Annotated in this window: 19 protein-coding genes; 14 read left to right on the top strand and 5 right to left on the bottom strand. The window is 52.2% G+C overall.

All coding sequences use genetic code 11. The features are described 5' to 3' along the window. The first annotated feature begins 203 nt into the window (after window positions 1–203). From HY774_17695 to HY774_17705, 3 genes are all read left to right on the top strand, one after another. Window positions 204–3,017 carry a pyruvate, phosphate dikinase gene (locus HY774_17695; GenBank protein MBI4750317.1) on the top strand — a complete coding sequence of 938 codons (2,814 nt, stop codon included), beginning with the start codon at window positions 204–206 and terminating at the stop codon, window positions 3,015–3,017. A 99-nt stretch (window positions 3,018–3,116) separates the two neighbouring features. Next, window positions 3,117–3,911 carry a glycosyltransferase family 2 protein gene (locus HY774_17700; GenBank protein MBI4750318.1) on the top strand — a complete coding sequence of 265 codons (795 nt, stop codon included), beginning with the start codon at window positions 3,117–3,119 and terminating at the stop codon, window positions 3,909–3,911. A gap of 169 nt (window positions 3,912–4,080) precedes the next feature. Continuing rightward, window positions 4,081–5,451, top strand: coding sequence for a VWA domain-containing protein (locus HY774_17705; GenBank protein ID MBI4750319.1), 1,371 nt, complete (start codon window positions 4,081–4,083; stop codon window positions 5,449–5,451). Between the two features lie 134 nt (window positions 5,452–5,585). Here the strand turns inward: HY774_17705 and HY774_17710 are convergent, their stop codons facing one another. Continuing rightward, window positions 5,586–5,732, bottom strand: a complete 147-nt coding sequence (locus HY774_17710; GenBank protein MBI4750320.1) for a hypothetical protein — start codon at window positions 5,730–5,732, stop codon at window positions 5,586–5,588. Between the two features lie 90 nt (window positions 5,733–5,822). Beyond that, the gene (locus tag HY774_17715) at window positions 5,823–6,329 is read right to left on the bottom strand and encodes a GNAT family N-acetyltransferase (protein ID MBI4750321.1); all 507 of its coding nucleotides are present in this window, start codon (window positions 6,327–6,329) and stop codon (window positions 5,823–5,825) included. Window positions 6,330–6,429: 100 nt separating this feature from the next. Between HY774_17715 and HY774_17720 the strand changes: the two genes are divergently transcribed. The 4 genes from HY774_17720 (at window position 6,430) to HY774_17735 (ending at window position 12,667) form a co-directional block, all read left to right on the top strand. Beyond that, on the top strand, window positions 6,430–6,876 hold the full coding sequence (locus HY774_17720; GenBank protein MBI4750322.1) for a PaaI family thioesterase: 447 nt from the start codon (window positions 6,430–6,432) through the stop codon (window positions 6,874–6,876). 43 nt (window positions 6,877–6,919) lie between these two features. Continuing rightward, window positions 6,920–11,059 carry a tetratricopeptide repeat protein gene (locus HY774_17725; protein MBI4750323.1) on the top strand — a complete coding sequence of 1,380 codons (4,140 nt, stop codon included), beginning with the start codon at window positions 6,920–6,922 and terminating at the stop codon, window positions 11,057–11,059. 14 nt (window positions 11,060–11,073) lie between these two features. Beyond that, a complete protein-coding gene (locus tag HY774_17730) occupies window positions 11,074–11,550 on the top strand; it encodes a hypothetical protein (protein MBI4750324.1) in 477 nt (158 codons plus the stop codon). Between the two features lie 169 nt (window positions 11,551–11,719). Continuing rightward, window positions 11,720–12,667, top strand: a complete 948-nt coding sequence (locus HY774_17735; protein MBI4750325.1) for a sterol desaturase family protein — start codon at window positions 11,720–11,722, stop codon at window positions 12,665–12,667. Between the two features lie 78 nt (window positions 12,668–12,745). Here HY774_17735 and bioF read toward each other — a convergent pair whose 3' ends face one another. From bioF to purL, 3 genes are read right to left on the bottom strand one after another with little or no spacing between them, the layout of a single operon-like run. Next, window positions 12,746–13,924: an 8-amino-7-oxononanoate synthase gene (gene bioF / locus HY774_17740; GenBank protein ID MBI4750326.1), complete on the bottom strand. Its 1,179-nt coding sequence runs from the start codon at window positions 13,922–13,924 to the stop codon at window positions 12,746–12,748. A 31-nt stretch (window positions 13,925–13,955) separates the two neighbouring features. After that, window positions 13,956–14,138, bottom strand: a complete 183-nt coding sequence (locus tag HY774_17745) for a type II toxin-antitoxin system HicB family antitoxin (protein ID MBI4750327.1) — start codon at window positions 14,136–14,138, stop codon at window positions 13,956–13,958. A gap of 52 nt (window positions 14,139–14,190) precedes the next feature. Beyond that, a complete protein-coding gene (gene purL, locus HY774_17750; GenBank protein MBI4750328.1) occupies window positions 14,191–16,434 on the bottom strand; it encodes a phosphoribosylformylglycinamidine synthase subunit PurL in 2,244 nt (747 codons plus the stop codon). A 188-nt stretch (window positions 16,435–16,622) separates the two neighbouring features. Here purL and HY774_17755 point away from each other — a divergent pair, with 188 nt between their 5' ends. The 7 genes from HY774_17755 (at window position 16,623) to HY774_17785 (ending at window position 23,745) form a co-directional block, all read left to right on the top strand. Then, on the top strand, window positions 16,623–17,099 hold the full coding sequence (locus HY774_17755; protein ID MBI4750329.1) for a hypothetical protein: 477 nt from the start codon (window positions 16,623–16,625) through the stop codon (window positions 17,097–17,099). Window positions 17,100–17,314: 215 nt separating this feature from the next. After that, entirely contained in the window at window positions 17,315–19,789 is a 2,475-nt protein-coding gene (locus HY774_17760) for a TonB-dependent receptor (protein ID MBI4750330.1), read from the top strand. A gap of 153 nt (window positions 19,790–19,942) precedes the next feature. Further along, complete coding sequence (locus HY774_17765) at window positions 19,943–20,632, top strand: ABC transporter ATP-binding protein (protein MBI4750331.1); 690 nt, start codon at window positions 19,943–19,945, stop codon at window positions 20,630–20,632. A 67-nt stretch (window positions 20,633–20,699) separates the two neighbouring features. Then, complete coding sequence (locus tag HY774_17770) at window positions 20,700–21,104, top strand: MerC domain-containing protein (protein ID MBI4750332.1); 405 nt, start codon at window positions 20,700–20,702, stop codon at window positions 21,102–21,104. Further along, on the top strand, window positions 21,104–22,513 hold the full coding sequence (locus tag HY774_17775) for an ABC transporter permease (protein MBI4750333.1): 1,410 nt from the start codon (window positions 21,104–21,106) through the stop codon (window positions 22,511–22,513). The genes HY774_17770 and HY774_17775 overlap by 1 nt, the downstream gene beginning before the upstream one ends. 179 nt (window positions 22,514–22,692) lie before the next feature. After that, window positions 22,693–23,193: a DUF3299 domain-containing protein gene (locus HY774_17780; protein ID MBI4750334.1), complete on the top strand. Its 501-nt coding sequence runs from the start codon at window positions 22,693–22,695 to the stop codon at window positions 23,191–23,193. Window positions 23,194–23,211: 18 nt separating this feature from the next. Beyond that, window positions 23,212–23,745 carry a DUF3299 domain-containing protein gene (locus HY774_17785; protein MBI4750335.1) on the top strand — a complete coding sequence of 178 codons (534 nt, stop codon included), beginning with the start codon at window positions 23,212–23,214 and terminating at the stop codon, window positions 23,743–23,745. The last annotated feature ends 145 nt before the right edge of the window (window positions 23,746–23,890 follow it).

Below are 23,890 nucleotides of genomic sequence, written 5' to 3' on the forward strand. Positions count from 1 at the left end.
TTCTTAAGGAAAGGATGAATTATGAATGATGAATTATGACAGATACATGATTTTTAACCAGTGAAATAGCTCTATTTCCGCCTCATAGTTCATACCTCATAGTTTCGTACATCGCCCCTTCATCCCTTCGCTTTGCATTCTGTGCTCGATTCCACAAACGACTGACTACTGACTATTCACTATATTCAAGTTTGGAGATACCAATGGCTGAAAAATCAACAAAGCGAGTTTATCTCTTTGCGAATGGCACTGCCGACGGCAACGGCCAAATGAAAGATCTGTTGGGTGGGAAAGGCGCAGGTCTGGCTGAAATGATGCTGGCCGGCTTGCCCGTTCCGCCAGGATTTACCATCACCACTCATTCCTGTAATGAATATTATTCAGCAGGAAAAGTATTTCCCGCCGGGTTGTGGGACGAAGTCCTGGCCGCCATGAAAACAGTTGAGCAAGCGACCGGAAAGGGTTTTGGCAATCCTGAAAATCCGTTGCTGGTTTCAGTTCGGTCGGGCGCAAAGTTTTCGATGCCGGGAATGATGGATACCGTGTTGAACCTGGGTCTCAACGACGTGACGGTTCAGGGATTGGCGAAGTTAACCTCCAACGAACGGTTTGCCCAGGATGCCTATCGTCGTTTTATCCAGATGTTTGGGCGCATCGTGCTTGGGATTCCGGGTGAAAAATTCGATCACATTTTCGAGCATGCCAAGCACCATAAAGGCGTTCATCTTGACACGGATCTGACCGCCGATGACTTGAAGGAAATTGTCGTCAAATTCCAGTCGGTGGTGTTTAAAGAAACCGGTCAATCTTTCCCCAGCGATCCCTATAAACAACTTGAACTCTCGATCCAGGCCGTTTTCTCGTCCTGGTTTGGCAAACGGGCGGTGGACTATCGCCGCGTCAACAAAATTCCGGACGACCTGGGCACCGCCGTCAATATTGTGGCGATGGTCTTTGGCAACATGGGGCAGGATTCAGGAACGGGGGTGGCCTTTACCCGCAATCCTTCGACTGGTGAGCGGTTGCTGTTTGGCGAATATCTGACCAATGCCCAGGGTGAAGATGTGGTCGCGGGTATCCGGACCCCAGCCAAGATTTCCCACCTGCATGATGAAATGCCGGAAGTGTACAACGAATTTGCCCGGGTGGCCGAAACTCTGGAGCGGCATTATAAGGATGTTCAGGATCTGGAATTCACCATCGAGCGCGGCAAATTGTGGATGCTCCAAACCCGCAATGCCAAGCGCACGGGCCCCGCAGCCGTGAAAATCGCCGTGGATATGGTTCACGAAGGAATTTTATCCAAAGCCGATGCCGTCTTGCGGGTTGAACCCGCTCAGCTTGACCAGCTCTTACATCCGCGCGTTGATCCGGAAGCCGAAGTGAACTTGCTGGCGACCGGGTTGCCGGCCAGTCCTGGTGCTGCCGGCGGAACGGTGGTGTTTGACCCCGACACGGCTGAAACCCGTGGCAATGCCGGTGAAAAAGTCATTTTGGTCCGGGTTGAAACGTCACCGGAAGATTATCATGGAATGGTGGCCGCCCAGGCGATTTTGACAGCTCGTGGGGGGCTCACAAGTCACGCCGCCGTAGTTGCCCGTGGTATGGGTAAATGCTGTGTTGCTGGCTGTGGAAGCTTGCAGATAGATTATGATGCCAAACATTTCAAAGTTGGTGACCGCATCATCAAAGAAGGCGATTACATCACGCTCGATGGTTCAACCGGGCGCGTGATCGAAGGCCAGGTCCCATTGATTGAACCTGAAATCACCGGTGATTTCCGCGAGTTTATGAGCTGGGCCGATGAATTCCGAACGCTCAATGTCCGAACCAATGCCGACACGCCGCACGATTCACACGTGGCGCGTGGATTCGGGGCTGAAGGAATCGGACTGTGCCGCACCGAACATATGTTCTTTGAAGGCAACCGCATTGATATGGTCCGGCAGATGATTATGGTGGCTTCGGAGTACAAGCGGCTTGACTCTGAACGGTCACTGGTCCATCAGGAAATTGCCAAGGAGACAGCCAAAGCGGGCGGTGGCAAAGACAAACTGGCTGAACTCAAGAAACAACAAGCCAAACTCGACAAGAAAATTGTCAAACCCAAACAGCTTTTTATGGGCGCACTGGCCGCGTTACTGCCGATGCAGCGTGAAGATTTTATTGGTATTTTCACCGCCATGAACGGGTTACCGGTCACCATCCGCTTGCTGGATCCGCCGTTGCATGAATTTCTGCCTCATTCGGTTGAAGACATGAAACTGCTGGCCAAAAAAGTCGGCCTCACTCCGAAAGTAGTTGAAGCCAAGATCGAAGCCCTGCGCGAAGCCAACCCAATGCTTGGTCACCGTGGATGCCGACTCGGACTGGTCTATCCGGAAATCACCGAAATGCAGGCCCGGGCCATTTTTGAAGCGGCAGCGCACGTGCAACAACACGACGTCAAGGTCTTGCCGGAAGTCATGATTCCACTGGTTGGCGACGTGCAAGAATTTGTCCGTCAGGAACATATTGTCCGGCGGGTGGCCAACGAAGTGATGGATGCCACCGGTGAAAAATTTGAGTATCTGGTCGGCACCATGATCGAACTGCCACGGGCGGCACTCACGGCTGACAAGATTGCCGTGGCTGCCGAATTCTTTAGCTTTGGAACTAACGACCTGACGCAGACGACCTTTGGATTATCGCGCGACGATTCCGGAACGTTTCTGCCGTTCTATGTCGAAAACAAGATTCTCAAAGACGATCCGTTCCAGGTTCTTGACCAGGAAGGGGTTGGCCAACTGGTTGAAATTGGTGTCAAGAAAGGCCGCAGTGCCCGTCCTGGAATCAAGATTGGGATTTGCGGCGAACATGGCGGCGAACCGTCAAGCGTCAATTTCTGCCACCGGGTTGGGATGAATTACGTCAGTTGTTCACCCTACCGGGTGCCGATTGCCCGTCTGGCAGCCGCTCAGGCTGCATTAGCGGAAAAATCCGGTGAATCGCAGCAGGCGATTTCACGCACCGCCTGATAAAACTTTGGAGTGCGGCTCACTTGACGCCGTTTTAACCCAGCGCCGTCAAGTGAGCCGGACTCCACCCCCTTCCTTTTTCCCCCTTTGGTTTTCCTTATGCAAAAACGCCTCTCTGTCGTCATTCCTATCTACAACGAAATCAAAACGTTGCGGTTGATTATCGAGCGGGTGCAGGCTGTAGACATTCCACTCGAAAAAGAGCTGGTGTGTGTGGATGATGGTTCAACGGATGGCACACGCGATCTGCTGGCGCAATTGACGCGCGAGTACCCCAATGTCCGGGTATTTCTTCAACCAAAAAATTGCGGAAAGGGCGCGGCGCTTCATGAAGGATTTCGACAGGCAACCGGCGACTTTGTGATTGTTCAGGATGCGGACCTGGAATATAACCCTGAGGATTACCATAAAGTGCTGGCGCCGCTTATCGAAGGCGAAGCTGATGTTGTCTACGGCTCTCGCTTCTTAGGTGGTGATGTGCGCCGGGTGTTGTTCTTCTGGCATTCAGTCGGAAACAAATTTCTGACTTTACTCTCAAACATGATTTCCGATCTGAATTTGACAGATATGGAAACCTGCTATAAAGCCTTTCGCCGCGAAGTCATCCAGTCGTTTCAGCTTGAGCAAAAACGATTTGGCTTTGAACCGGAAATTACCATCAAAGTCGCCCGCCGCCGCCTGCGAGTGTATGAAGTGGGCATTAGCTATCATGGTCGAACGTATGAAGAAGGAAAGAAGATTGGATGGAAGGACGGGTTTCAGGCGCTCTGGTGTTTATTAAAATATGGTCTGACGGTGCCGCTTGAGCCATACCATGCCCCCCAATCAAATCTGGAGGAGCGGACGTCTGCGACATCCAGTACCTCTTCCTCAATATCACTTTCGAAAAAATAGAACTCGTTTCGCCGTAGGTTTGGAGCCTGCTTTTATCAAACTCATATTTTTAACCATTTGATTACCAGAATTGATTTTGGTAAGTGTTTGATTTTTTTCGTGTTTTTCGTGTATTTCGTGGTTAAAGATATCTTGGAATTTTTGTTGGGCGACGTATTTGGGTATTTTTATGAAATCCATTTCCAGAGGTCAAAAACTCAAGCTGTCAGATTTGACTCCGCTTCAATCAATCGAAGTCGGAGTGGCGCTCACATTTGGAACACCGCAAGTGATAGATGTCACGTGTTTTGGTGTTGATGGTCAGGATAAGCTGTCAGATGAGCGCTACATGATTTTCTATAATCAGAAAACCTCACCCTGTGGTGGGCTTCACCTGCTTGGCGCTCAGGGAAGTGATGCCGAACGCTTCGCGGTTGACCTGAGCCGGCTTCCGCAATCGGTTCAAAAGCTGGTGTTTACCGCAACGATTGATAGCGCCGGTGTGATGTCGCACCTGACGAGTGGCTACCTGCGCATCTCAGCCAGTGGGGCTGAAGTGGCACGTTTTAGCTTTTCCGGGGCCGATTTTGCCCAGGAAAAGGCGGTGATTTTGGGTGAATTGTATTTGAAAGATATCTGGCGATTTGGTGCCGTGGGACAAGGATTTAATGGCGGCCTCAGTGCGTTGCTGAAACATTTTGGTGGCGAAGAAGCCTCTGACGTGGCTGCCACGCCGACTGCCGTGACTGCGCCTGCAGCCCCACCAGTGTCAGCCCCACCAGCCGTCAACCTCCGCAAGGTCAATCTCGAAAAACGGGTTGAAAAAGAAGCCCCCAAGCTGGTCTCGCTGGTCAAAAAGGCAGCCGTATCGCTTGAAAAAGCAGGGTTACAGGACCATCAGGCACGCGTGGCGCTCTGTCTCGATATTTCAGGCTCGATGTATAAGCAATATTCATCTGGCAAAGTCCAGAAATTTGCCGAGCGAATTCTGGCGCTAGGCTGCCATTTTGATGATGACGGCGCCATTGATATTTTTCTGTTTGGTGAAAAGGCCCATCAAGCGGGAAACATGACACTCGCCAATTATGAAGGTTTTGTCCCACGTTTTCGGCAAACCTATCCGCTTGAAGGCGGAACGTCCTACGGCAAAGTCATCCGCGTCTTGCGCACTTTTTACTTTCCCGACGCCCTCACGCGACCCCGAAACAAGCCGGTGTCGGCTGATCTGCCGGTGTATGTGATGTTTTTGACCGACGGCGACACCGAAGATGAACGGGACACGGAAGACCAGATTCGAGCGGCTTCCTATGAACCGATCTTCTGGCAGTTTATGGCGATTGATGAAGATATGAAGGAAATGTTCAGCCGTGGTGGAACGGGCGATTCGATGTTTGAATTCCTGGAAAACCTCGACAACCTGAGCGGGCGCCATATTGACAATGCGGATTTCTTTTGTGTCTCAGACCCGGAGAAAATCACCGACGACGATTTGTACAAACTCCTGATGACCGAATATCCCAACTGGCTTCGCGAAGCACGGGCGAAAGGGTTGTTGAGGTAGGGGTTCGGGGTTCGGGGTTCGGGGTTCGGGGCATAAGCGCCAGGATAAGGGTTTCAGGCCCGGAGGGTCGTCGTGTAATAGCCGTGGTGCGAAGCCCACGGTCACGGCCAGGACGAGATCCAACCCCTACAAGATCATCGTTCAATGCCAACGGAAAGGACATGGGTTTTCTTATCCTGGCGCGTATGGGATGTTCCCGTGGGTGGCGCTGACGCTGACCCACGGCTTTTGGAGATATCCCGTGCCGGGATGCGCGGCCAGGTTAAAGGTTTCGGAAGCATCCCAAATTTGAGCGAACGATAAGGATGAGGATGAAAAAAATCATCCTGTCACCTTGTTATCAAGTCATTCAGTCAACATAGTTTAGCGAACTACTGACGCCTGACGCCTGACGACTGACTACAAACTGGTTTAAGTCGCTTTTCAAAGCAAACGGCCTCCTGGTTTCCCACATATTTCCCATAATTTGGACGCTGGTGGTATCCGTGCTTTTCATAGAAGCGAACGGCCCGTTCATTCACACGCCGGGTTTCGAGCCAGATTGTGTGGTAGCCCAGGCGAACCGCTTCTACTTCAAGAAATGCCAGAATAGCTGCCCCCACACCCTGTGAGCCGGCACGGGCATACATCCGTTTAATTTCCGCAATCCCGGCTTCAACTGGTCGAAACCCACCGCACCCAAGCGGCTGGCCAGCCGCATCCCACGCCACAACAAAACAGGCGTTTGGTGACCGAACATCGGTTACATCAAAAGATGATTTACCACTGGCGCCGGTGATGGCGGCCAGTTGCGCGGAGAGTTCTTCCAGTAGTTCCCGCGCGATCTTACTTTCCGGGTCTTGCCGGGAAATGGTGATTGGCAGTAGTGCTTTCAACATTGAACCTCATCAGGAAGGAAATATCTTGCGGCCTTCCGCCTTTTTAAGGGAAACTGCGACATCTATCGTTTCTGACCTTGACCCACTTCCCTGAACAATGATGCACACCAGGAACCCCGATTTTCGAGACAAGCTTGACTACATTTTCGGAAGCGCGGCCTTTATTTCCGAAATCGGCATTCACCTCAAGGATTGTGGTGCCGGTTGGTGCGAAACCAATTTGCAGGTTCATCCCAAACACTATCAACAGGATGCGTTTGTTCATGCGGGTGTTCAGGCCACAATGGCTGATCATACGGCTGGTGGTGCGGCTGGAACACTGGTGGGGCCAGACGAAACCGTGCTGACGGTTGATTTTTTGATTCACTTGCTGCGACCTGCCAGGGGCACCCACCTGCGATGCAAAGCCACGGTGCTCAAGCCGGGAAAAACGCTGATTATTGTTGAATCAGAAGTGTATGCCGGAACCGAACATCAGGAAAAACTGACCGCTAAAGCAACAGTCACACTGGCGGTTGTCAAGCTTGCATCGCTCACCAGGAATTAAGGCCCACCCGCTGACGCAGGTGGTACTGACAACAAGGTTGCTCATGAAGTATTGCCAGGTTTGCCAGGAATCATATCCCCAGGAATTTCTCATCTGCCCGAAGGACGGTATTCGGTTGGATGACAGTTCGGCTGAGAGTCTGGTTGGGCTGGTACTCAATGGCAAATACCGTTTGGAACGCCACATTGCCTCGGGTGGCATGGCCAGTATTTACGCCGCAACTCGGTTGGAAATTGGCGACACGGTGGCGGTAAAGATTTTGACTCCGGACGCCCTTCGCAATCCAATGGCGGTGCTTCGGTTCAGACGCGAATCGCAGGCGGCGGCGCGTATCAAGCACCCCGGCGTGGTTTCGGTCTATGACTTTAGCACGCTACCCGATGGCCGCACCTTTATGGTGATGGAGTTTCTCAAAGGGCAGTCGCTCCGGGATGAACTCACCACCTGTGGCCGAATCGCCCCGGAGCGGGTTCTAGCAGTGATGGAGCAGGTCTGTGCGGCCATGCAGTCAGCCCACGAAGCTGGAATTATCCATCGTGATCTGAAGCCGGAAAATATCATGGCCCAGCTCAATTCAGATGGAACCGAAACTTTTAAAGTCGTGGATTTTGGGGTGGCTGAACTCCGTGAACAGGCGGTGGGAACGGCACTGACCAAACTCACCGAAGCTGGGATGATGGTGGGAACGCCCTATTACATGTCCCCTGAACAATGCCGTTCACAATACCTGGATGCCCGTTCGGATATCTATTCGTTGGGCATTATTTTGTATGAAATGCTGACCGGGACGGTGCCGTTTGCCTCCCGAACACTTTCAGCCGTGATCATTCAGCAGGTGACTGAGCCTCCGCGTCCCTTGCGTGATCATCGGCCTGAAATTTCCCCGGCGCTGGAACGCGTGGTTCTCAAAGCGCTGGCCAAAGAGTGTGAAAACCGCCAGCAAACCGCCAATGAACTGGCCGAAGAACTGGCCCAGTCCATCTCCGGACGGATTCTCCTGCCTGAACTCGATGACGAGCAGGAGTTTGAAGAGGCCATTCATTTCTTTTCGACTTTTCCCACGCCACCCGAATCCAATACCTCCAAACCAATCAATTCCGACGATTTAACCGGTGTGTACACCGCTGGATTTTTTCAGTATCACGTGGAGGAAACACTGGCGCATGCCGCCCAAACCGGTGGAGAAGTGGCACTGGTGGCTGTCAGACTGCAACGACTGCAACAGGTCAATGAACTGTTTGGGTTTGTTGCCGGAGACCGGATGCTTCGGAAAGTTGCCGAATGGATGCGATCACTCCTGCGCCCAGCCACGGTCATCGGACGGATTGGAGGCAGTGAATTTGGCGTTTTGTTTCTAGCGAGCACCTCAAAAAGCGCGGCTCAAGCCGCCGCCCAGTTTTCTGGTGTCTGTATCGCCCAGGTCTTTGCGGTTGAAGAATCGGAAACGGAGATCTCCTTAAAAACCAGCATCACGCTTTTTCCCACCGACAGCAATCACGCTTTTGGATTACTGGCGAAAGGCCGAAAAGCCGTGCAGGTGGCCAGTCATCGGCCCGAAGATCCGGCTTCCCGCCACCTTCGGTTTGAGCAGTTTGTCGGGCGGGCGCTTGAGTCAGAACAACTGGTGCATGAATTTAATCTGGTCAAAGTTGGACGCGGACATCCGGTGTTTGTCAGTGGGGCGGCGGGGATTGGGAAAACCCGATTGGTTCAGGAATTTGAATGGAGCCTGGCCGGGCAGGACGTGCTTTTTTTAAACGCCCGGTTTTATGAAGCCGGTGGATCTCTGCCATATCGAGCCTTTTATGAATCGCTTCGCGGTGTGATCGGATATTTTCTCGAAGTGGCTGAAAATCGGTTGCCAGCATTGTTTGGTCCGATGACGCCTCAGGTGATTCAGGATTTTTCCGAAGGTGAATGGCTTACGTTTTCCAACTCCTCGGTCCAACTGAGTGCCGATCAGGAAAAATATCGAATTTTTGATTACTTAACCCGGCTGTACCTGGGGGTAACGCGACTGCGCCCGGTGGTGCTGATCATTGACGATATCCATTGGGCTGATGGGTTGAGCCTGGAATTTCTTGCCTACCTGATGCGCAACAGTGTCGGTCACCGGCTCTTTCTGGTTGCCACCATGCGCGAACGCGAAGCCACGTCATTGGATTTTCCAATTACCGGATGGCTGCGCCAGATGAGTCGAGGCGGAAATTATGTGTTGCTGACCTTGCGGCCACTTGATGATGCCTCAATGCAATTTGTGATTGACCAGACCTTTGGCAAAGATGGGATTCCCCCCAAGGTGGTTTCAACCCTTTTGCACGAAGCCAAAGGAAATCCTTTTTACCTCCGGGAGATGCTGCGACTCCTGGTCAGTGACGGGGCGATCAAATTAGAGCGCGATCACTGGGTCTGCGACAATATTCCGGAAATCCGTTTGCCGGAAACGATTGTGGATCTGGTTGATGCCTATTTGAGTGGGCTGGATGGACAAACGCTCGAAGTGTTAACCCAGGCAGCGGCGATTGGGGATGAATTTACCTACGAAGTCCTTGAAGCGGTCACCGAAATGAAAGAGTCGGCGCTGTTGCCGATTCTGGAAAAAGCCTTAAAAAATGCCATCTTACAAGAACATCCCAGCCGCCGCGAAGACCGCTATGTGTTTGCCCATGCGACGTTTCGAAAAGTGCTTTATGAACGTCTGAGCAAGCGCCGCCGCAAACGGCTGCACCTCCATATCGGTAACGTCATGGCTGAGGTGTATGCCGAACGATCCTCCTTTATCGCCGCTGAGCTGGCCCGACATTACCTGGCGGCTGACGATCTGGAACATGCCCTGTGGTACACCATCGAAGCCGGCAACCAGTCGTGGTCGAGCCTGGCGATTCGCGACGCTGGTCGGTATTACCAGCAAGCCGAGGAAATTATCGAGCGGCTGGGCAGTGCTCCGCTTGAAGGGGATACCCCGGTGTTGCAAATGGCTGCCCTGGGCCTGCAAGTCGAAGGCATGAAACTGGCTGAATATCACCTCAATTTCGGTTGTATGTGTATCCAGCAGGGAAAAGTTGAAAAAGCCCGCCTGGAACTGGATCAGGCGTTTGGGTTTGGCAAGCAACTTGACTCGAATTCGCTGATGGGACGGGCGCTGACCGCCATGGCTGAACTGTGTCACGTGCTTGGGGACTATGCCACCGGAATGGAACATGCGGCGGACGCCCTGGATTTGCTGCGCCAGGCTGGGGACAGTGCCGGTGAAATCAAATCGCTGATTGCGATTGCCGCTTCGCACAACTATCAAGGTCAGTATGTCCAGTCCCGCAACGTCTACGAAAAGGTGCTTGAGTTAGCCAAAGCCGCGAAAGATCAATTGAGTGAAGCTGGGGCCCTCTGGGGGATTGGACAGAGCCTGTATCAACAAGGCCATTATGAATCAGCCCTGAAATATGGCGAGCAATCGCTGGTGATTACCCGTGACATCGGGGACCGACTTGGGGAACGACGCAGTCTGAGCCTGATTGGCGGGGTGCATTTAGACCTGGGCAATTATGACGAGGCGCTCAAATATTTTGAATCCGCCCTGCGGGTCGTGCGTGGTGTTGGGTATCGCGTCAGTGAAGGCGCCATGCTCAACAACATTGGCGAAGCAATGCGCCGCCAGCGGCGGTTTACCGAGGCGCTGGTTTATTATCAACAAAGCCTGGAACTGGCGCGCGAAACCAATGACCGGGGGCTGCAGGCTCTGGTGACACTCAATATTGGGCTCGTCCAACAGGGACGCGGCCAGCACCGGCAGGCGCTGGAAATGTTTGACCAGAGCCTGCGGGAAATTACTTATGTTGGGCTGTGGTCACTCGAATACGAAGCCTACATTTGTATTGGTGATAGTCATCTGGCGATTCGAAATTATGCGCAGGCCCGGCAAGCCTATGAGACCGCACTTCAAAACTGCGAGGCCACCGGGGCGAAACGGCATCAGTGGAAGGCGCTCTATGGGTTGGCCCATTGTGAACGAAATCTGGGAAATGCGCCCACCGCTTTGCGATTGCTACGCGAAGCAGTCTCCTCAATTGAGGCATTGGCCGCCGGGTTGACTTCTTATACCGACCGCAACCGGTTCCTGAAGGATTTGCATCGGGTATACAATGATTTGGCTGAACTCGCCGTTGAGCTTGGCGAAGATATCTGAGTTGAGAATCAAGAATGAAGAATGAAGAACCCAAACCGGATCCACTCAAGCAAAAGGCCCAGTTGCGAAAATATCATCTCGCGCTGAGCCGAACGCTCGAATCCATTACCGGCAAAACCGTGCCGGATGAAGCGGCCTTTCGCGAATTGGAAACCTATAGCCAGGGGTGGCACAAAATCGGCCTGCTGGCGATTGCGATTTGGGAGCAGGAAGCCTTTCACCCAAATGACTTTGAAGCCCATCCCGGATGGGAGGCCGCCGCCAACACAACGTTTGAATTTCTGGTCGAACACTGTTCAAATTGTGGTGTCAAACAACTTGATTTAAAAACCGTGATCTTTTGTCAGGCGTGCCGCCGAACTGTCAGCGAAGACCAGTTTCAATCCGTGATGGATGGTCCTGTGGCCCAGGAAGTTCTGGCTTTTGCCCAGGAATTACTCGCCCTGGAGACTGATTCTGTGGATGATTCAGATTCAAGCTATATTTCTTGATTGGTTCCGTCGCGTTCAACCCACCACCGCACTGACAAGGATTGCCCCTTTGATTGATTCATATCATTTTCCCCCTCTTTTTTAGATGAGGCTCAATGCTGGAGCTTTTCGAGGAAGCTCGGAAAACCAATTTCGAAAGCAATTCTCTCAACACATTCAGGTTTTCAATATGGCTTCATTTGTCGAAGAAATTGTCGAGTTCATCAAAGTTCAGTATCTGGTGGCAACGCTGGTTGGGATTCTAATTTTTGTCCCACTTGAACGGCTGTTCCCACTATGGCCCAAACAGCGGATTATTCGTACCGGTTGGGGGACTGATCTGGCTCACTTTCTGCTTGATCGGTTTATGGTCGGATTTTTACTGGCCATGGGCATTTCAGGATGTCAATTGGTGATCCAGGAGACATTGCTTTGGCTTGCCAGCATTGGGGTGAATCATTTTGGAAAAGCCCTCTTTCATATTCAGAAAACGGTTCAGAGCTTACCGTTTTTGGGGCAGTTATTTGTTATGGTTTTTGTCGGTGATTTTGCTTTTTACTGGATTCATCGGCTTTTCCACCGGGTGCCATTTTTATGGAAATTCCATGCTGTCCATCACAGTATTGAGGAGATGGATTGGCTGGCGCATGGCCGGTTTCACCCAATCGAGACCGTCATTATCATGACGGTTGCAACCGTAGCGACTCGATTAAGTGGTGTAAACGCTTATTTAGGGTACTGGTATGTCGCGGTGAATTATCTTGACTGGGTGTTGCACTCAAATGTGAGATTCCATTCACGACTGCTTTCTTTTTTCATTGCCACGCCTGAATTTCACCACTGGCACCACTCATCTGATCCTAAACAACACAATAAAAATTTCTCGGTTCGATTTCCGATCCTGGATCTGGTGTTTGGCACCTTCTACCTTCCGAAAACAGGCGAAAATCCATTTCCAGCCCAGTATGGAATTTCCGATGATGTACCATTGAACTATTTGAAGCACCTGGCTTATCCGTTTTGGCCATTCTGGTGGAAACAAAAACCGGAACCGGTTGAAGGCATACCATTGGATGGGTTCCCCGCAAGTGATTCTGAAAACAATAATGGAATTGAACCGACACCGACAGAGCCGTAAGGCCAGATTCTGCGGGTTCATATCGTTTCAGGCCAGGATTCAGGAACAGACAATTCTTTCAAGGGCAGAGAGGACTCTTTAGAATTTTTGCCTCATCAGTGTGAGTGCTTCGAGGGCTTGATCCAGATGTTCTTTGGTGTGGGTGGCCATCACGGTCATTCGCAGCCGACAGGTGCCGGCTGGGACAGTTGGTGGGCGGATGCCCTGGGCAAAAATTCCTCGGGTTTTGAGAAATTCCATGGCCTGCATTGTTCGGGTCTCGTCCCCAAGCACAATTGGATAAATCGGGGCTTCCGGTACGGTGTGCAGCAGTCCCAATTCACACAGACCGGTTCCAAAGTCGTGCATTGCCTGGTGCAGCCGGTGCAGGTGATCAGGTTCGGTTTGAATCAAACGGAGGGCTTCGATGGCGGCGGCTACTGGTGCGGGCGGCAGGCCAGTGGTGAAAATAAACGACCGCGCCCGGTTGATCAGCAGTTCGATAAATGGTTCTGGCGCAACCACATAGGCACCAAACCCCCCCAGCGCCTTTCCAAGTGTCCCCATCTGAAGTTCAACCCGATCCGTTAACCCAAGCTGGTTGACCAACCCTCGTCCTTGTTCGCCCAAAACCCCAGTTCCGTGCGCTTCATCAACCATCACCCAGGCGTTATGGAGCGAAGCCAGTTCCACAATTTCAGTGAGCGGGGCTGTATCACCATCCATTGAGAAAACTGAATCCGTCACAATCAATTTTCGTCGAGCTGAGGGATAAGCCTCTAGTTTAGCTGCCAGATCAACCATATCTCGATGCGCATACACGATTGTTCGAGCACGGCTTAACCGGCTGCCATCAATAATGCTGGCGTGGTTGAGCGCATCGGAAAAGATAACATCGCCGTCCTGCATCAAGGCTGGAATGATCCCGGTGTTGGCGTGGTATCCGCTGTTAAAGAGCAGGGCGCGAACCAGTGATGATTGACTTCCTTTAAAGCTGGCCAGGACGGCTTCAAGTTGTTGATGGAGTTCAAGATTGCCGCAAATTGATCGGCTGGCGGTGCTGCCCGTACCCCAAAGCCGGGTGGCGGCTTCAGCAGCAATTTTCAGGCGGGGATGAGTGGCGAGTCCGAGGTAATTATTGCTTGAAAAATTCAGCAGGCGTTCGCCGTCAATGATGACTTCGGCTTCGGGGGGACTGCTGACCGTGCGCAATGACCGATACCGCCCTTGCTGGCGGATACTGGAGAGTTCGTCGTGGAGGGACTGGATATTGCGCATTTAGGGGTTCAGGGTTCCTTAAAATACACGCTTACAAATCAGGTGTGCTTTCTCCATTCTCAAGTTGTTCGGCAATGACCCGAAATGCAAGTGCCTGAACTTTGATCCGTGCCTGGTCTTGTGTTTCACCATAGGCAAGGACTCCTGGTAATTCAATCACTTCCGCAATCCAGCGTCCATCAGTTTCTAGTTCAGTTTCAATTGTATAATTGATCAACATGGTCATGCTCTTACTATCAGTTGTCAGTGATCTGAATGTAACCCAATCAATTCGAAAACCCCGAACCCCGAACCCCGAACCCCGAACCCCGAACCCCGAACCCCGAACCCCGAACCCCGAACCCCGAAGAATGCTCAGCAGCCAGGGTCAGGAATTTGTCCAGATGTGCCGCCGAAACCGTGACCAGCATGCGCGATGGCGTTTCGCCAAACAACAGCCCGGCAATCGAAAGATCGGCCAGCGCACCTTCACGTTTCATATCAATTGCCATCCCAAGGGCTGAACGGCCATGCAGTGAAAAACTCAGTTCGGCCAGTGCCAGCAGCAATCCGCCGTCGGACAGGTCATGGGCACCGGAGTGCAGACCTTTGACTGCAGATTCGAGTACCACGGAATGCAGTTTTTGTTCACGTTCATACTCAAGTTGAGGCAATGGCCCAATCACCTGACCGGTTTGGCGTTCCAGAAATTCGGTGGCGCCCAGTTCTTCAAATGAAGCTCCGAGCAGCACAACGACGTCTCCAAACTGCACCGCTGTGTTTGAGATGAGATAGCGAATATCTTCAATCAAGCCAACACTTCCAATCACAGGAGTTGGGTAGATTCCACGGCCTTCAGTTTCGTTATAAAGGCTCACATTGCCGCTGACCACGGGAGTGTCAAACGCACGGGCTGCAACGCCCATCCCGGCGACGGCTTCACGAAAGGCCCACATGACTTCGGGGCGTTCGGGGGAGGCAAAATTCAGACAGTTGGTGAGTCCAATTGGTTTGGCCCCAGCCGTGACGAGGTTCCGGCAGCTTTCCGCCACCAGGAGTTCAGCCCCACGGTGCGGATCAATCGCACAATACCGGCCATTGCCGTCAAGCGAAATCGCAATAGCTTTCCGGGTTTCTTTGACTCGCACCACCGACGCATCTGCGCCAGGGAGCACCACCGTGTTGGTACGGACCATATGGTCATACTGCTGATAAACCCATTCACGCGATGACAGATTCAACGAACCGAGCAGCGTCTGCAGAGTGCTGGCCACGGCATCGGGTGACAGGTTGCGGGTTGCTGGCGGCAACACTTCATCGAGCATCTTCTGTTCATTGTGCAGTCGTTCGGCCAACGGGAGTTCCATTCCGGCTGGCGCCGTGCAGGGGCGTTGATAGCGCGGGGCTTCGTCTGTGAGGTAGGTATTTGGAATGTCAGCCACAATTTCGCCAAAGTGGCGAACGCGCATGACTGGTTCCTGAATCACGTGGCCGATGATGACGGCGGAGAGTTCCCAGCGGGCAAAAATTTCCTGGACTTCCCGTTCCCGACCTGGCGCCGCCACCAGCAACATGCGTTCTTGTGATTCCGAGAGCAGGATTTCATACGGCGTCATGCCGGTTTCACGTTGCGGCACCAACGCCACGTCAATATCAATCCCATTGCCGGCGCGGGCGCCCATTTCGCAGCTTGACGAAGTGAGCCCAGCCGCACCCATATCCTGGATGCCCACCACACAGCCCGCCCGCATGGCTTCAAGACAGGCTTCGAGCAACAATTTTTCACAAAATGGATCGCCTACCTGAACGGTCGGGCGTTTGGAAAGGGCTTCGTCATCAAATTCAGCCGAAGCCATGGTGGCGCCGTGGATGCCATCCCGACCAGTTTTCGCACCGACATAGAGCACCGAATTACTGATGCCTTTGGCGCGACCGAAAAAGATTTGATCTTCGCGAACCAGACCCAGGGCAAAGGCATTGACAAGTGGATTGGGCGAATAACAGTCGGCGAAATACACTTCGCCGCCAATCGTCGGGCAGCCAAAGGCATTGCCATAGTGGCCGATGCCGTGCACGACGCCATTTAAAATGGCTCGATTCCGTGGGCCGTATTGCGGGTCATCCAGCCGACCAAACCGGAGGGAGTTCAAGAGTGCCACCGGGCGAGCACCCATGGTGAAGATATCACGCAGGATGCCTCCCACGCCGGTGGCCGCGCCTTGAAACGGCTCGATAAACGAAGGGTGATTGTGGGATTCAATTTTGAACGCAATACACCAGCCTTCGCCAATATTAATGACCCCAGCATTTTCGCCTGGCCCCTGGACGACACGTTCACCGGTGGTCGGCAGGTTCTTCAAGTAAATGCGTGATGACTTGTAAGAACAATGCTCTGACCACATAACCGAAAAAATGCCCAGCTCAACCAGATTCGGGGTGCGGCCAAGCAGGGCAACGATGTGATCAAATTCAGATGGGGTGATACCGTGAGCCGCGATGACTTCGGCGGTAAGGGGAGGCGAGACTGACATAGGTTTTGAGTGCTCCGCAAAGTGAGGGTCCGAAAAACCTGCCAGTGTAGGGGAAGATCGTCTGGTTGACAATGCACTCAGGCGCATTGACATTTTTTCGATTGAAATTTAGATTGTCAGGTCTCTTCCGATGACTGCATCGTGTCTGTGAGATCAACCCTCATTTTTGCTGTTCTCGTTTCGAATCAATGCACACATCACGTCCAAACAACTGGTTTGACCTGGTTTCCTCCCTGAGGAGCAAGCCGGTGGCCTGTCTGTTGCTTTTGTTTGTGATTCAGTGGGGCGGGCTGCAACTGCATATCTTTACCCACTCAACCGGGCCGCACCCTACGGGGAGCCCTGCATCATGCTCGGTGGTTGAGTTTTCATCGGAGGCCAATGCCTCACCGCACGGGCAGTATGACGCCTTGCCACCCCAGATTGGCTCTGAATCGTGGGTGGCAGAACCAGAATCAGATCAACCAGCTTCATCGCTGACGAGTCAGTGTCCGCTGTGCATGCTGGCTCTGGAATTGCACAACCTTGGCCCACCAGCAAGTTCAACCTTTTCGGCGGAGATTCTGCCGGATGTTTTGCCCAGGCTGGTTCCCCTCTCAGTTTATTCCTACCTTCTCAGTTCACTCCAAAGCTCTCGTGCCCCGCCAGTGTTTCCCCTGGGATAAGGGCTCTCTTTTGATTCAACCTGAAAAATTGACCTGCTTGAAAGTACAGGATTCGAGCCTTCGCGTGCTGTCTATCTGACGGTTGGGCCAACCTGTTCTGAAGAATGATGAATTTTCAGGGCTTCAATTGGTGACCCTTCTTTCCTCCTCGCCAGTTACTTTTATTGATACAAACAAGAACTTTCCTTTTTTCTGTAGCTTGAGGAGTCATACCCATGGTTTCGATGGAATCATTTTTTCGATCACTGGCTGGTTGTGCGCTGAGTATGCTTATGATTCTGACGCTCGGTTCGGGTGTCATAAGCGCCAATTCTGGATCATCAACATCGGGTGTCATTCGTGGAAAAATCCTGGATGCCACCGGCGCCCCGATTGCCGGCGCCACCGTCACGCTCAGCAACCCGGTAAGCGGGTATACCAAACAAACCCAAACCGATAGCAATGGCAGTTACACGTTTTTCAACGTGCCGTTTAACCCTTACACGATCAAGGTTGAAGCGGCGAGTTTTTCCCCCACGGCGGAAAGCATTGAAGTTCGGTCACCAATGGCGATGGAATTTAATCTGTCGTTGGCTGTTGGTGCCACCTCCGATGTGGTAACGGTGAGCGCCGACACGCAATCAATTCTGGAAACTGAATCCGCAACCACGCATGTTGACATTGATAAGTCGCTGATTCAGCGGTTTCCGGCTTCAACCGCCACCCGTGGCATGGAAAGCATCATTTTGTCTACGCCAGGGTTTATGGCGGATGAAAACGGGCGCTTTCACTTTCGGGGTTCGCACGGTCAGGTGACCTATGTCGTGGATGGCGTGCCGGTCAGCGATCAACTCAACCTGACGTTTTCAAACAGCCTGGATCCAAACAACGTCGAATCAATGGAAGTGATCACCGGCAACATGCTGCCTGAGTTTGGCGGGCGAAATGCCGCCGTGATCAACGTCACCAGCCGATCAGCACTTGGGTCAGCGCGAAAATTCTTTGGGAATCTGACGCTTGGCGGTGCCCGATTTAGTACTGGCGAAATCAACGCCCAGTTTGGAGGTTCAATCAGCGACAGATTCGGCTATTTTGTGAGTCTGGGCGCCACGCGCAGCAACCGGTTTTCTGATCCGGTGAACTTTGAGAACCTCAACAACACCGGCAACACCCAGCGTTCATCGGTCAGGTTTGACTACGCGGCCACTCCAAACGATTTCTTGCGGTTGTCACTGGGTGCCGGTCGGACCGAACGAGCCATTCCGAATTTGTTGTCACAACACGCCGCCGGGCAAAACCAGAACACGCTGAACAAAGATTTCTCGATCAATTTCACCTGGCAGCACACGTTTAATAATAAAGTCTCAGCCGACATCACCCCCTATTTTCGCACCAGTTCGGCCCAACTCCTTGAATTAACACCATTGAGTACTCCATTGAGTGCCCAACAGGACCGTCATTTGAGCAACTATGGTCTCAATGCCAGTGTGAGTTATGATGAAGCGACAGGTGAGTTTCACAATCACTTCAAAGCCGGGCTCAATTTCTTTGCCTTCCCCGTGAGTGAAAATTTCAACTTTGCGATTACGGATCCAAACTTCAATGCGCCGCCTGAAGAAGAAGAGGAAGAGGAATTTAATCCCAATTTGCTGCCATTTGACCTGACTCGTGGCGGCACCCGGTTTCAATTTACCGACCGTGACAAAGGGAAACAATACTCGTTTTTTGTTCAGGATTCAGTGACGTATAAAGGATTAACGGTCAACGGCGGTGTTCGGTATGACAATTACCGCTTTAAAGCGATTGAAGATAGCTGGCAGCCGCGTGTGGGAATTGCCTATCACATCAACCAGACTGGAACGGTGTTGCGGGCGGCGTACAACCGGATTTTTATGACGCCGTTTAATGAAAACCTGTTGCTGGCGAGTTCCGATCAGGCCGCGGCGCTGGCGCCGCCGTTTGTGGTCGAAGCCCAGGGCACTGCCCGGTCAGTCGTTCGCTCGGAACGACAACACTCGTATGAAGTTGGCATTCAGCAGCGTATCAAAAACCTGCTGCGGTTTGATTTTTCCTACTGGACCAAGGATGGGAAACAGGCGTCGGACAATCTCCAGTTTTTAAACACTGGCGTTGTTTTTCCGGTTGCCTTTGCCTCCAGTAAACTTCGTGGCGCTGACTTCCGGGTTGATATGCCAAATTATCGAGGGTTTAACGCCTATTGGAGCATTGGTACGGCCCGAGCCGTCTACACGCCGCCATTTACAGGCGGGCTGTTTTTGGATCCCGAAGTTGCCGAACTGGTGAACTCCGGTCCTTTTCGGATTGACCACGATCAGAAAGTTTCTTCCCAGTTTGCTGTGCAGTACACACACCCGAAACAAGGCTGGTGGCTTGGTTTGATGCAGCGTTATGACAGCGGCCTGGTTACCGAAATTGAAAGTGTTGAAGAACTTGCGGCTGATCCTGACCTGGCTTTCGGCCTGGATTTTGTCAATTTTGATGGCGAGCCACTGCGGATCAAAGGCCGCTCAGTCTGGAATATTTCGGCTGGCTACGAGCTTTTCCGCAAAGAAACCTATAAAGTTGAACTTCAGGCCCATCTGCTCAACCTGACCAACGAACGCGGTTTGTATAATTTCCTGTCCGTCTTTGGCGGCACCCACGTCATTCCCCCGCGCACCTATGCCGTGCGGGTGAAACTCAACTTTTAGGGTTCAGGGTTCAGGGTTTTCAAAATGGGTGCGGTTCAAAGCAACAGCACCCTTACATTTATGTCCTTTTGGTCCTTTATGTCCTTTATGTCCTTTTGGTCATTTTGGTTTTTTCCCTGAACCCTGAACCCTGAACCCTGAACCCCAAACTCTATGCTCCACGTCACTAACCTCCGCATGACCTATCCTGGACGCAACGGCGAGCCCGTCGAAGTGCTCTGGATTCCTTCTTTTTCACTGGCCGCTGGCGAGCAGGTTGCTTTGCTTGGCGAAAGCGGGCAGGGGAAAACGACCTTGCTGCACTTGCTGGCCGGTATTTTAACCCCGACGGAAGGCCAGGTTGTGCTTGGCGGAACCGATCTAACCCGGCTTTCCGAAGCCGCGCGAGATCGGTTCCGGGCTGAGAAAATCGGCTATATCTTTCAAAACATTCACCTTCTGCCAGCTTTTACTGCTCAGGAAAACCTTGAACTCGGAATGCTCTTTGCCCATCGCAAACATTCAGCCGCGCGAGCAAAAGAGTTACTGACGAAGGTTGGACTGGCCGAACGTCTGAATTTTTACCCAGGTGAACTGTCCGCCGGACAACAGCAGCGGGTAGGCATTGCGCGCGCACTAGCCAATCAGCCGGTGCTGGTTCTGGCGGATGAACCGACCAGTGCGCTCGATGCCAACAACCGCGAGACTGCCCTGGATTTAATGCAGAATCTGTGTCGTGAACAAAACACAGCCTTGCTGGTCGTGACCCATGACCAGCAGGTTGCCGCTCGATTTTCACGGATTTGGCAACTGGCCGAGTTAAATCAACTTGAACTCCCCGGAAGAGGTGCGGTTCAGAATTGACAACTCTGGTACACTCAAGGCATTTTCCATCTTTGCTCATTCGAAACCACCAAGAGGTCATTTGTTCATGCATCGCCCGGCTCGCCCCGAAGTCATTCGTTTAGATTTGGTTGGCTTTTCCGCTTCGTTTCTGTGCGCCATTCACTGTGCGGCGCTTCCATTGTTGCTTTCCATTCTGCCATCCCTGGGACTGGCCTGGATTGGGTCGCACTATTTTGGATATGGCATGGTGGCGTTTTCAGCCTTTATGGCCTGGCTGGCATTGCGGCGAGGGCTTGGCATCCATAACCAGTGGTGGCCGATTGTGTTGTCAGTGGTCGGATTTTCAGCGTTGGTGATTGGAGAAGTTTTGCTTGAGGATTTTGAGTCGGTTCATCCCTGGGTGATGGCGTCAGGAGGGTTTATTGTGGCAGGGTCGCATGTACTGAATCAGTACTTCTGCAAGACCTGCCACACCTGCGAGAATCACTAATGCGAACGCCCACAATCATTTATAAGAATCTCCGTCAACGTGCTCTTTCCACAATTCTGACTGCCTGCTCAATTGCGCTTGGTGTCGCGCTCGTCGTGGCGATTACTTCATTGCGCCAACAAGCCCAGGAAAACTTTAATTCCGTCGCGGGATCCTATGAACTGGTCATCGGTGCCAAAGGGTCTCCGCTCCAGCTTGTTTTAAATACGGTCTATCATCTGGATGTGCCGGTTGGGAATATCCCTTATGGCTATTACCAGACATTGAAAAATGACTGGCGCGTTCAATCGGCGATTCCATTGGCATTGGGAGACAACTATCACGGCTTCCGACTGGTTGGCACGGAGCCAGAATACTTCACCCACATGGAGTTGCAGGGGGGAAAGAAGCTCACTTTTGCCGCCGGAAAGTCGTTTGCGGCTGATTATGAAGCTGTTTTGGGGAGTCAAACAGCCCGCCAGACGGGTCTGAAACTTGGTGACAAATTTGTTGCTCGTCACGGAATCGAAGACACCACCATCACTGAAGAACACACCGAACACCCCTGTACGGTGACGGGCATTTTGAATGAAACCGGTACCCCACAGGACCGCGTGATCTTTATCACGATTGGCAGTGTCCACGAATTGCACGTCCCTGATCCTGATAAACCGCTCACCGGGCAGGATTTACTCGAAGCCCTTCAAAAACTGCCAACCGATCAACCTGCCACGACCAAAGAAACTGGTCACGATCATCACGCTGAATCCAGCCCTCAGCCTTCAGCCCCCAGCCCCAAATCCCAGGTTGAACCCGGAACCCAAAACCCGGAACCCGATACTTCCCCAATCAACGAAGTCACCTCAATCATTATCAAGCTCAAATCGCCAGCCTTCATGTTTCAGCTCCATCGTGAAATCAATCGCGGACAGGTGGCACAGGCGGCATTTCCAGCGATTGAAGTCCAAAAGCTGTTCAATATCGTCGGGACAATTGACCGGGTGCTGTTGCTGATTTCAGGGCTGGTGGTGGTGGTGGCTGCTGTGTCAATCCTGGTGGCGATTTACAACTCACTCAACGAACGGCGGCGTGACATTGCAATTATGCGAGCGCTTGGGGCGCATCGGCGGACGATTTTCGGCTGGCTTTTGCTTGAAGCTGCCACGATTTCCGCTCTTGGTGCCGTAACTGGTGCGGTGATTGGACATCTGGTTTTGATGGGATTAAAAGGGTATGCTTACGGCGTGAGTGGATTCCCAATTGAGCCCTGGAAAGTCATTCGCATTGAATTTATTGAGTCTGCCATCGTGCAGCAATTACCCGGCGAAGTTGTGGTCATTCTGGTTGCGACGGTGCTGGGTGCTGTAATGGGATTGCTTCCGGCCATCCTGGCGTATCGAACGAACGTCTCAACCAACTTGGGGGCGTGAAAACCAGGGCTCAGGGCTTGGGGCTGAAGAAGTTGGGCTGGGAATGGTATCTTGTTAGACGACAACAGGTTATCGGTTTCATACTTCATAAATGCCAAATGAGAAAACAGTCAAGCGATTCAACCAAATAAACTTAGCGAACTACTGACTACTGACTACTGACTACAAAGCAGGTGACTATGGCAACTCGCTCGCGATGGATGATTTTCGGAATGGCGCTCGGAATGGCGCTTGGGTTCAATCTCGCACCGATGACGACAATTTCACCAGCCATGGTGAACGCGGCACCTGTGGTGGCTGGCGCGACACCGTTGCGCATTCGTGATCTGGCTGGGGTAAAAGTCGTGCAACAGGCGGTGCAGTTTCCAGCCAAAGCCAATGAACTCAATGGCAAACTTGTTGAAGTCAATGGCTTTATGGTGCCGCTTGGGCTGGGCGGCAACAAGCTCAAGCGATTTGTGCTGATTGAAGTTCCGCTCTCGTGTTGTTTTGCCGATGGTCCGGGAATTGATGGGATGCTCTATGTCACGCTGGCGCCAGGGAAAGAACTCGATACCGCCAGCGACTTTCCGATTTCGGTGGTTGGGAAATTTGAAGCGGGTGTGGTCCGCAACCAGTATGGTCAGGTTGAAAGCGTGTATCGAATTACTGGCGCCAGTGCCCGGAAGTTAGTTCAGTAAAAGGAGTTGTGACGTCAGATGAGTGCACTGAAACACGTTTCGAAGAAGTGGCTGGCACTGGGGTTTGTCCTTATCTTTACCACCATTGTCGTGGCAAGTGTGATGTACCGATCCCCGACGACGCCCAGAGCTTCAGCCGCTGGTGATATTCAAGTGCTTGGCAATGTCACCCGGATCGGGTTTGCCTATATTAAAGATGCCAATTATGACTTTGATCCCAAAAAACCCGCACCACCTGTGCCTGTCGTGTTGAAGAATTTGGAAGGGAAGCAGGTCGAAATCACTGGTTATGCCATGCCGCTCTACAACCCGGATGGGAAAGCCGAATTTTTCCTGACACAAGCCGCGAATGGTTGTTGTTTCGGAGCGCCCCCACAATTGCAGCATATGGTGCTGGTCCGGGCGGCTGACCCAAAACTGAAGCTGGAGGATATTTCCCATCCGGTGAAGGTCCGGGGAACTTTTTCAGTTGGCGAAGAGAAGGATTCCTACGGCTACGTGACCAGTTTGATCCGAATTACCGCGGATTCAATTGAAGGGAGTCGGGAATAATACCAGTCAGTAGTCAGTAGTTGATAAGTCAGTAGTCAGTAGTCAGTAGACCAAACCCAGGTATTTCAGTCTGCAAAAACCTTGAGAAGAACTCTTTACAAATAACTCAAAAAGAACCAAATACACTTGACAAGATCTCTCAAAC

The sequence above is a fragment of the Acidobacteriota bacterium genome, assembly GCA_016208495.1.
In the GTDB taxonomy this organism is placed as follows: domain Bacteria; phylum Acidobacteriota; class Blastocatellia; order Chloracidobacteriales; family Chloracidobacteriaceae; genus JACQXX01.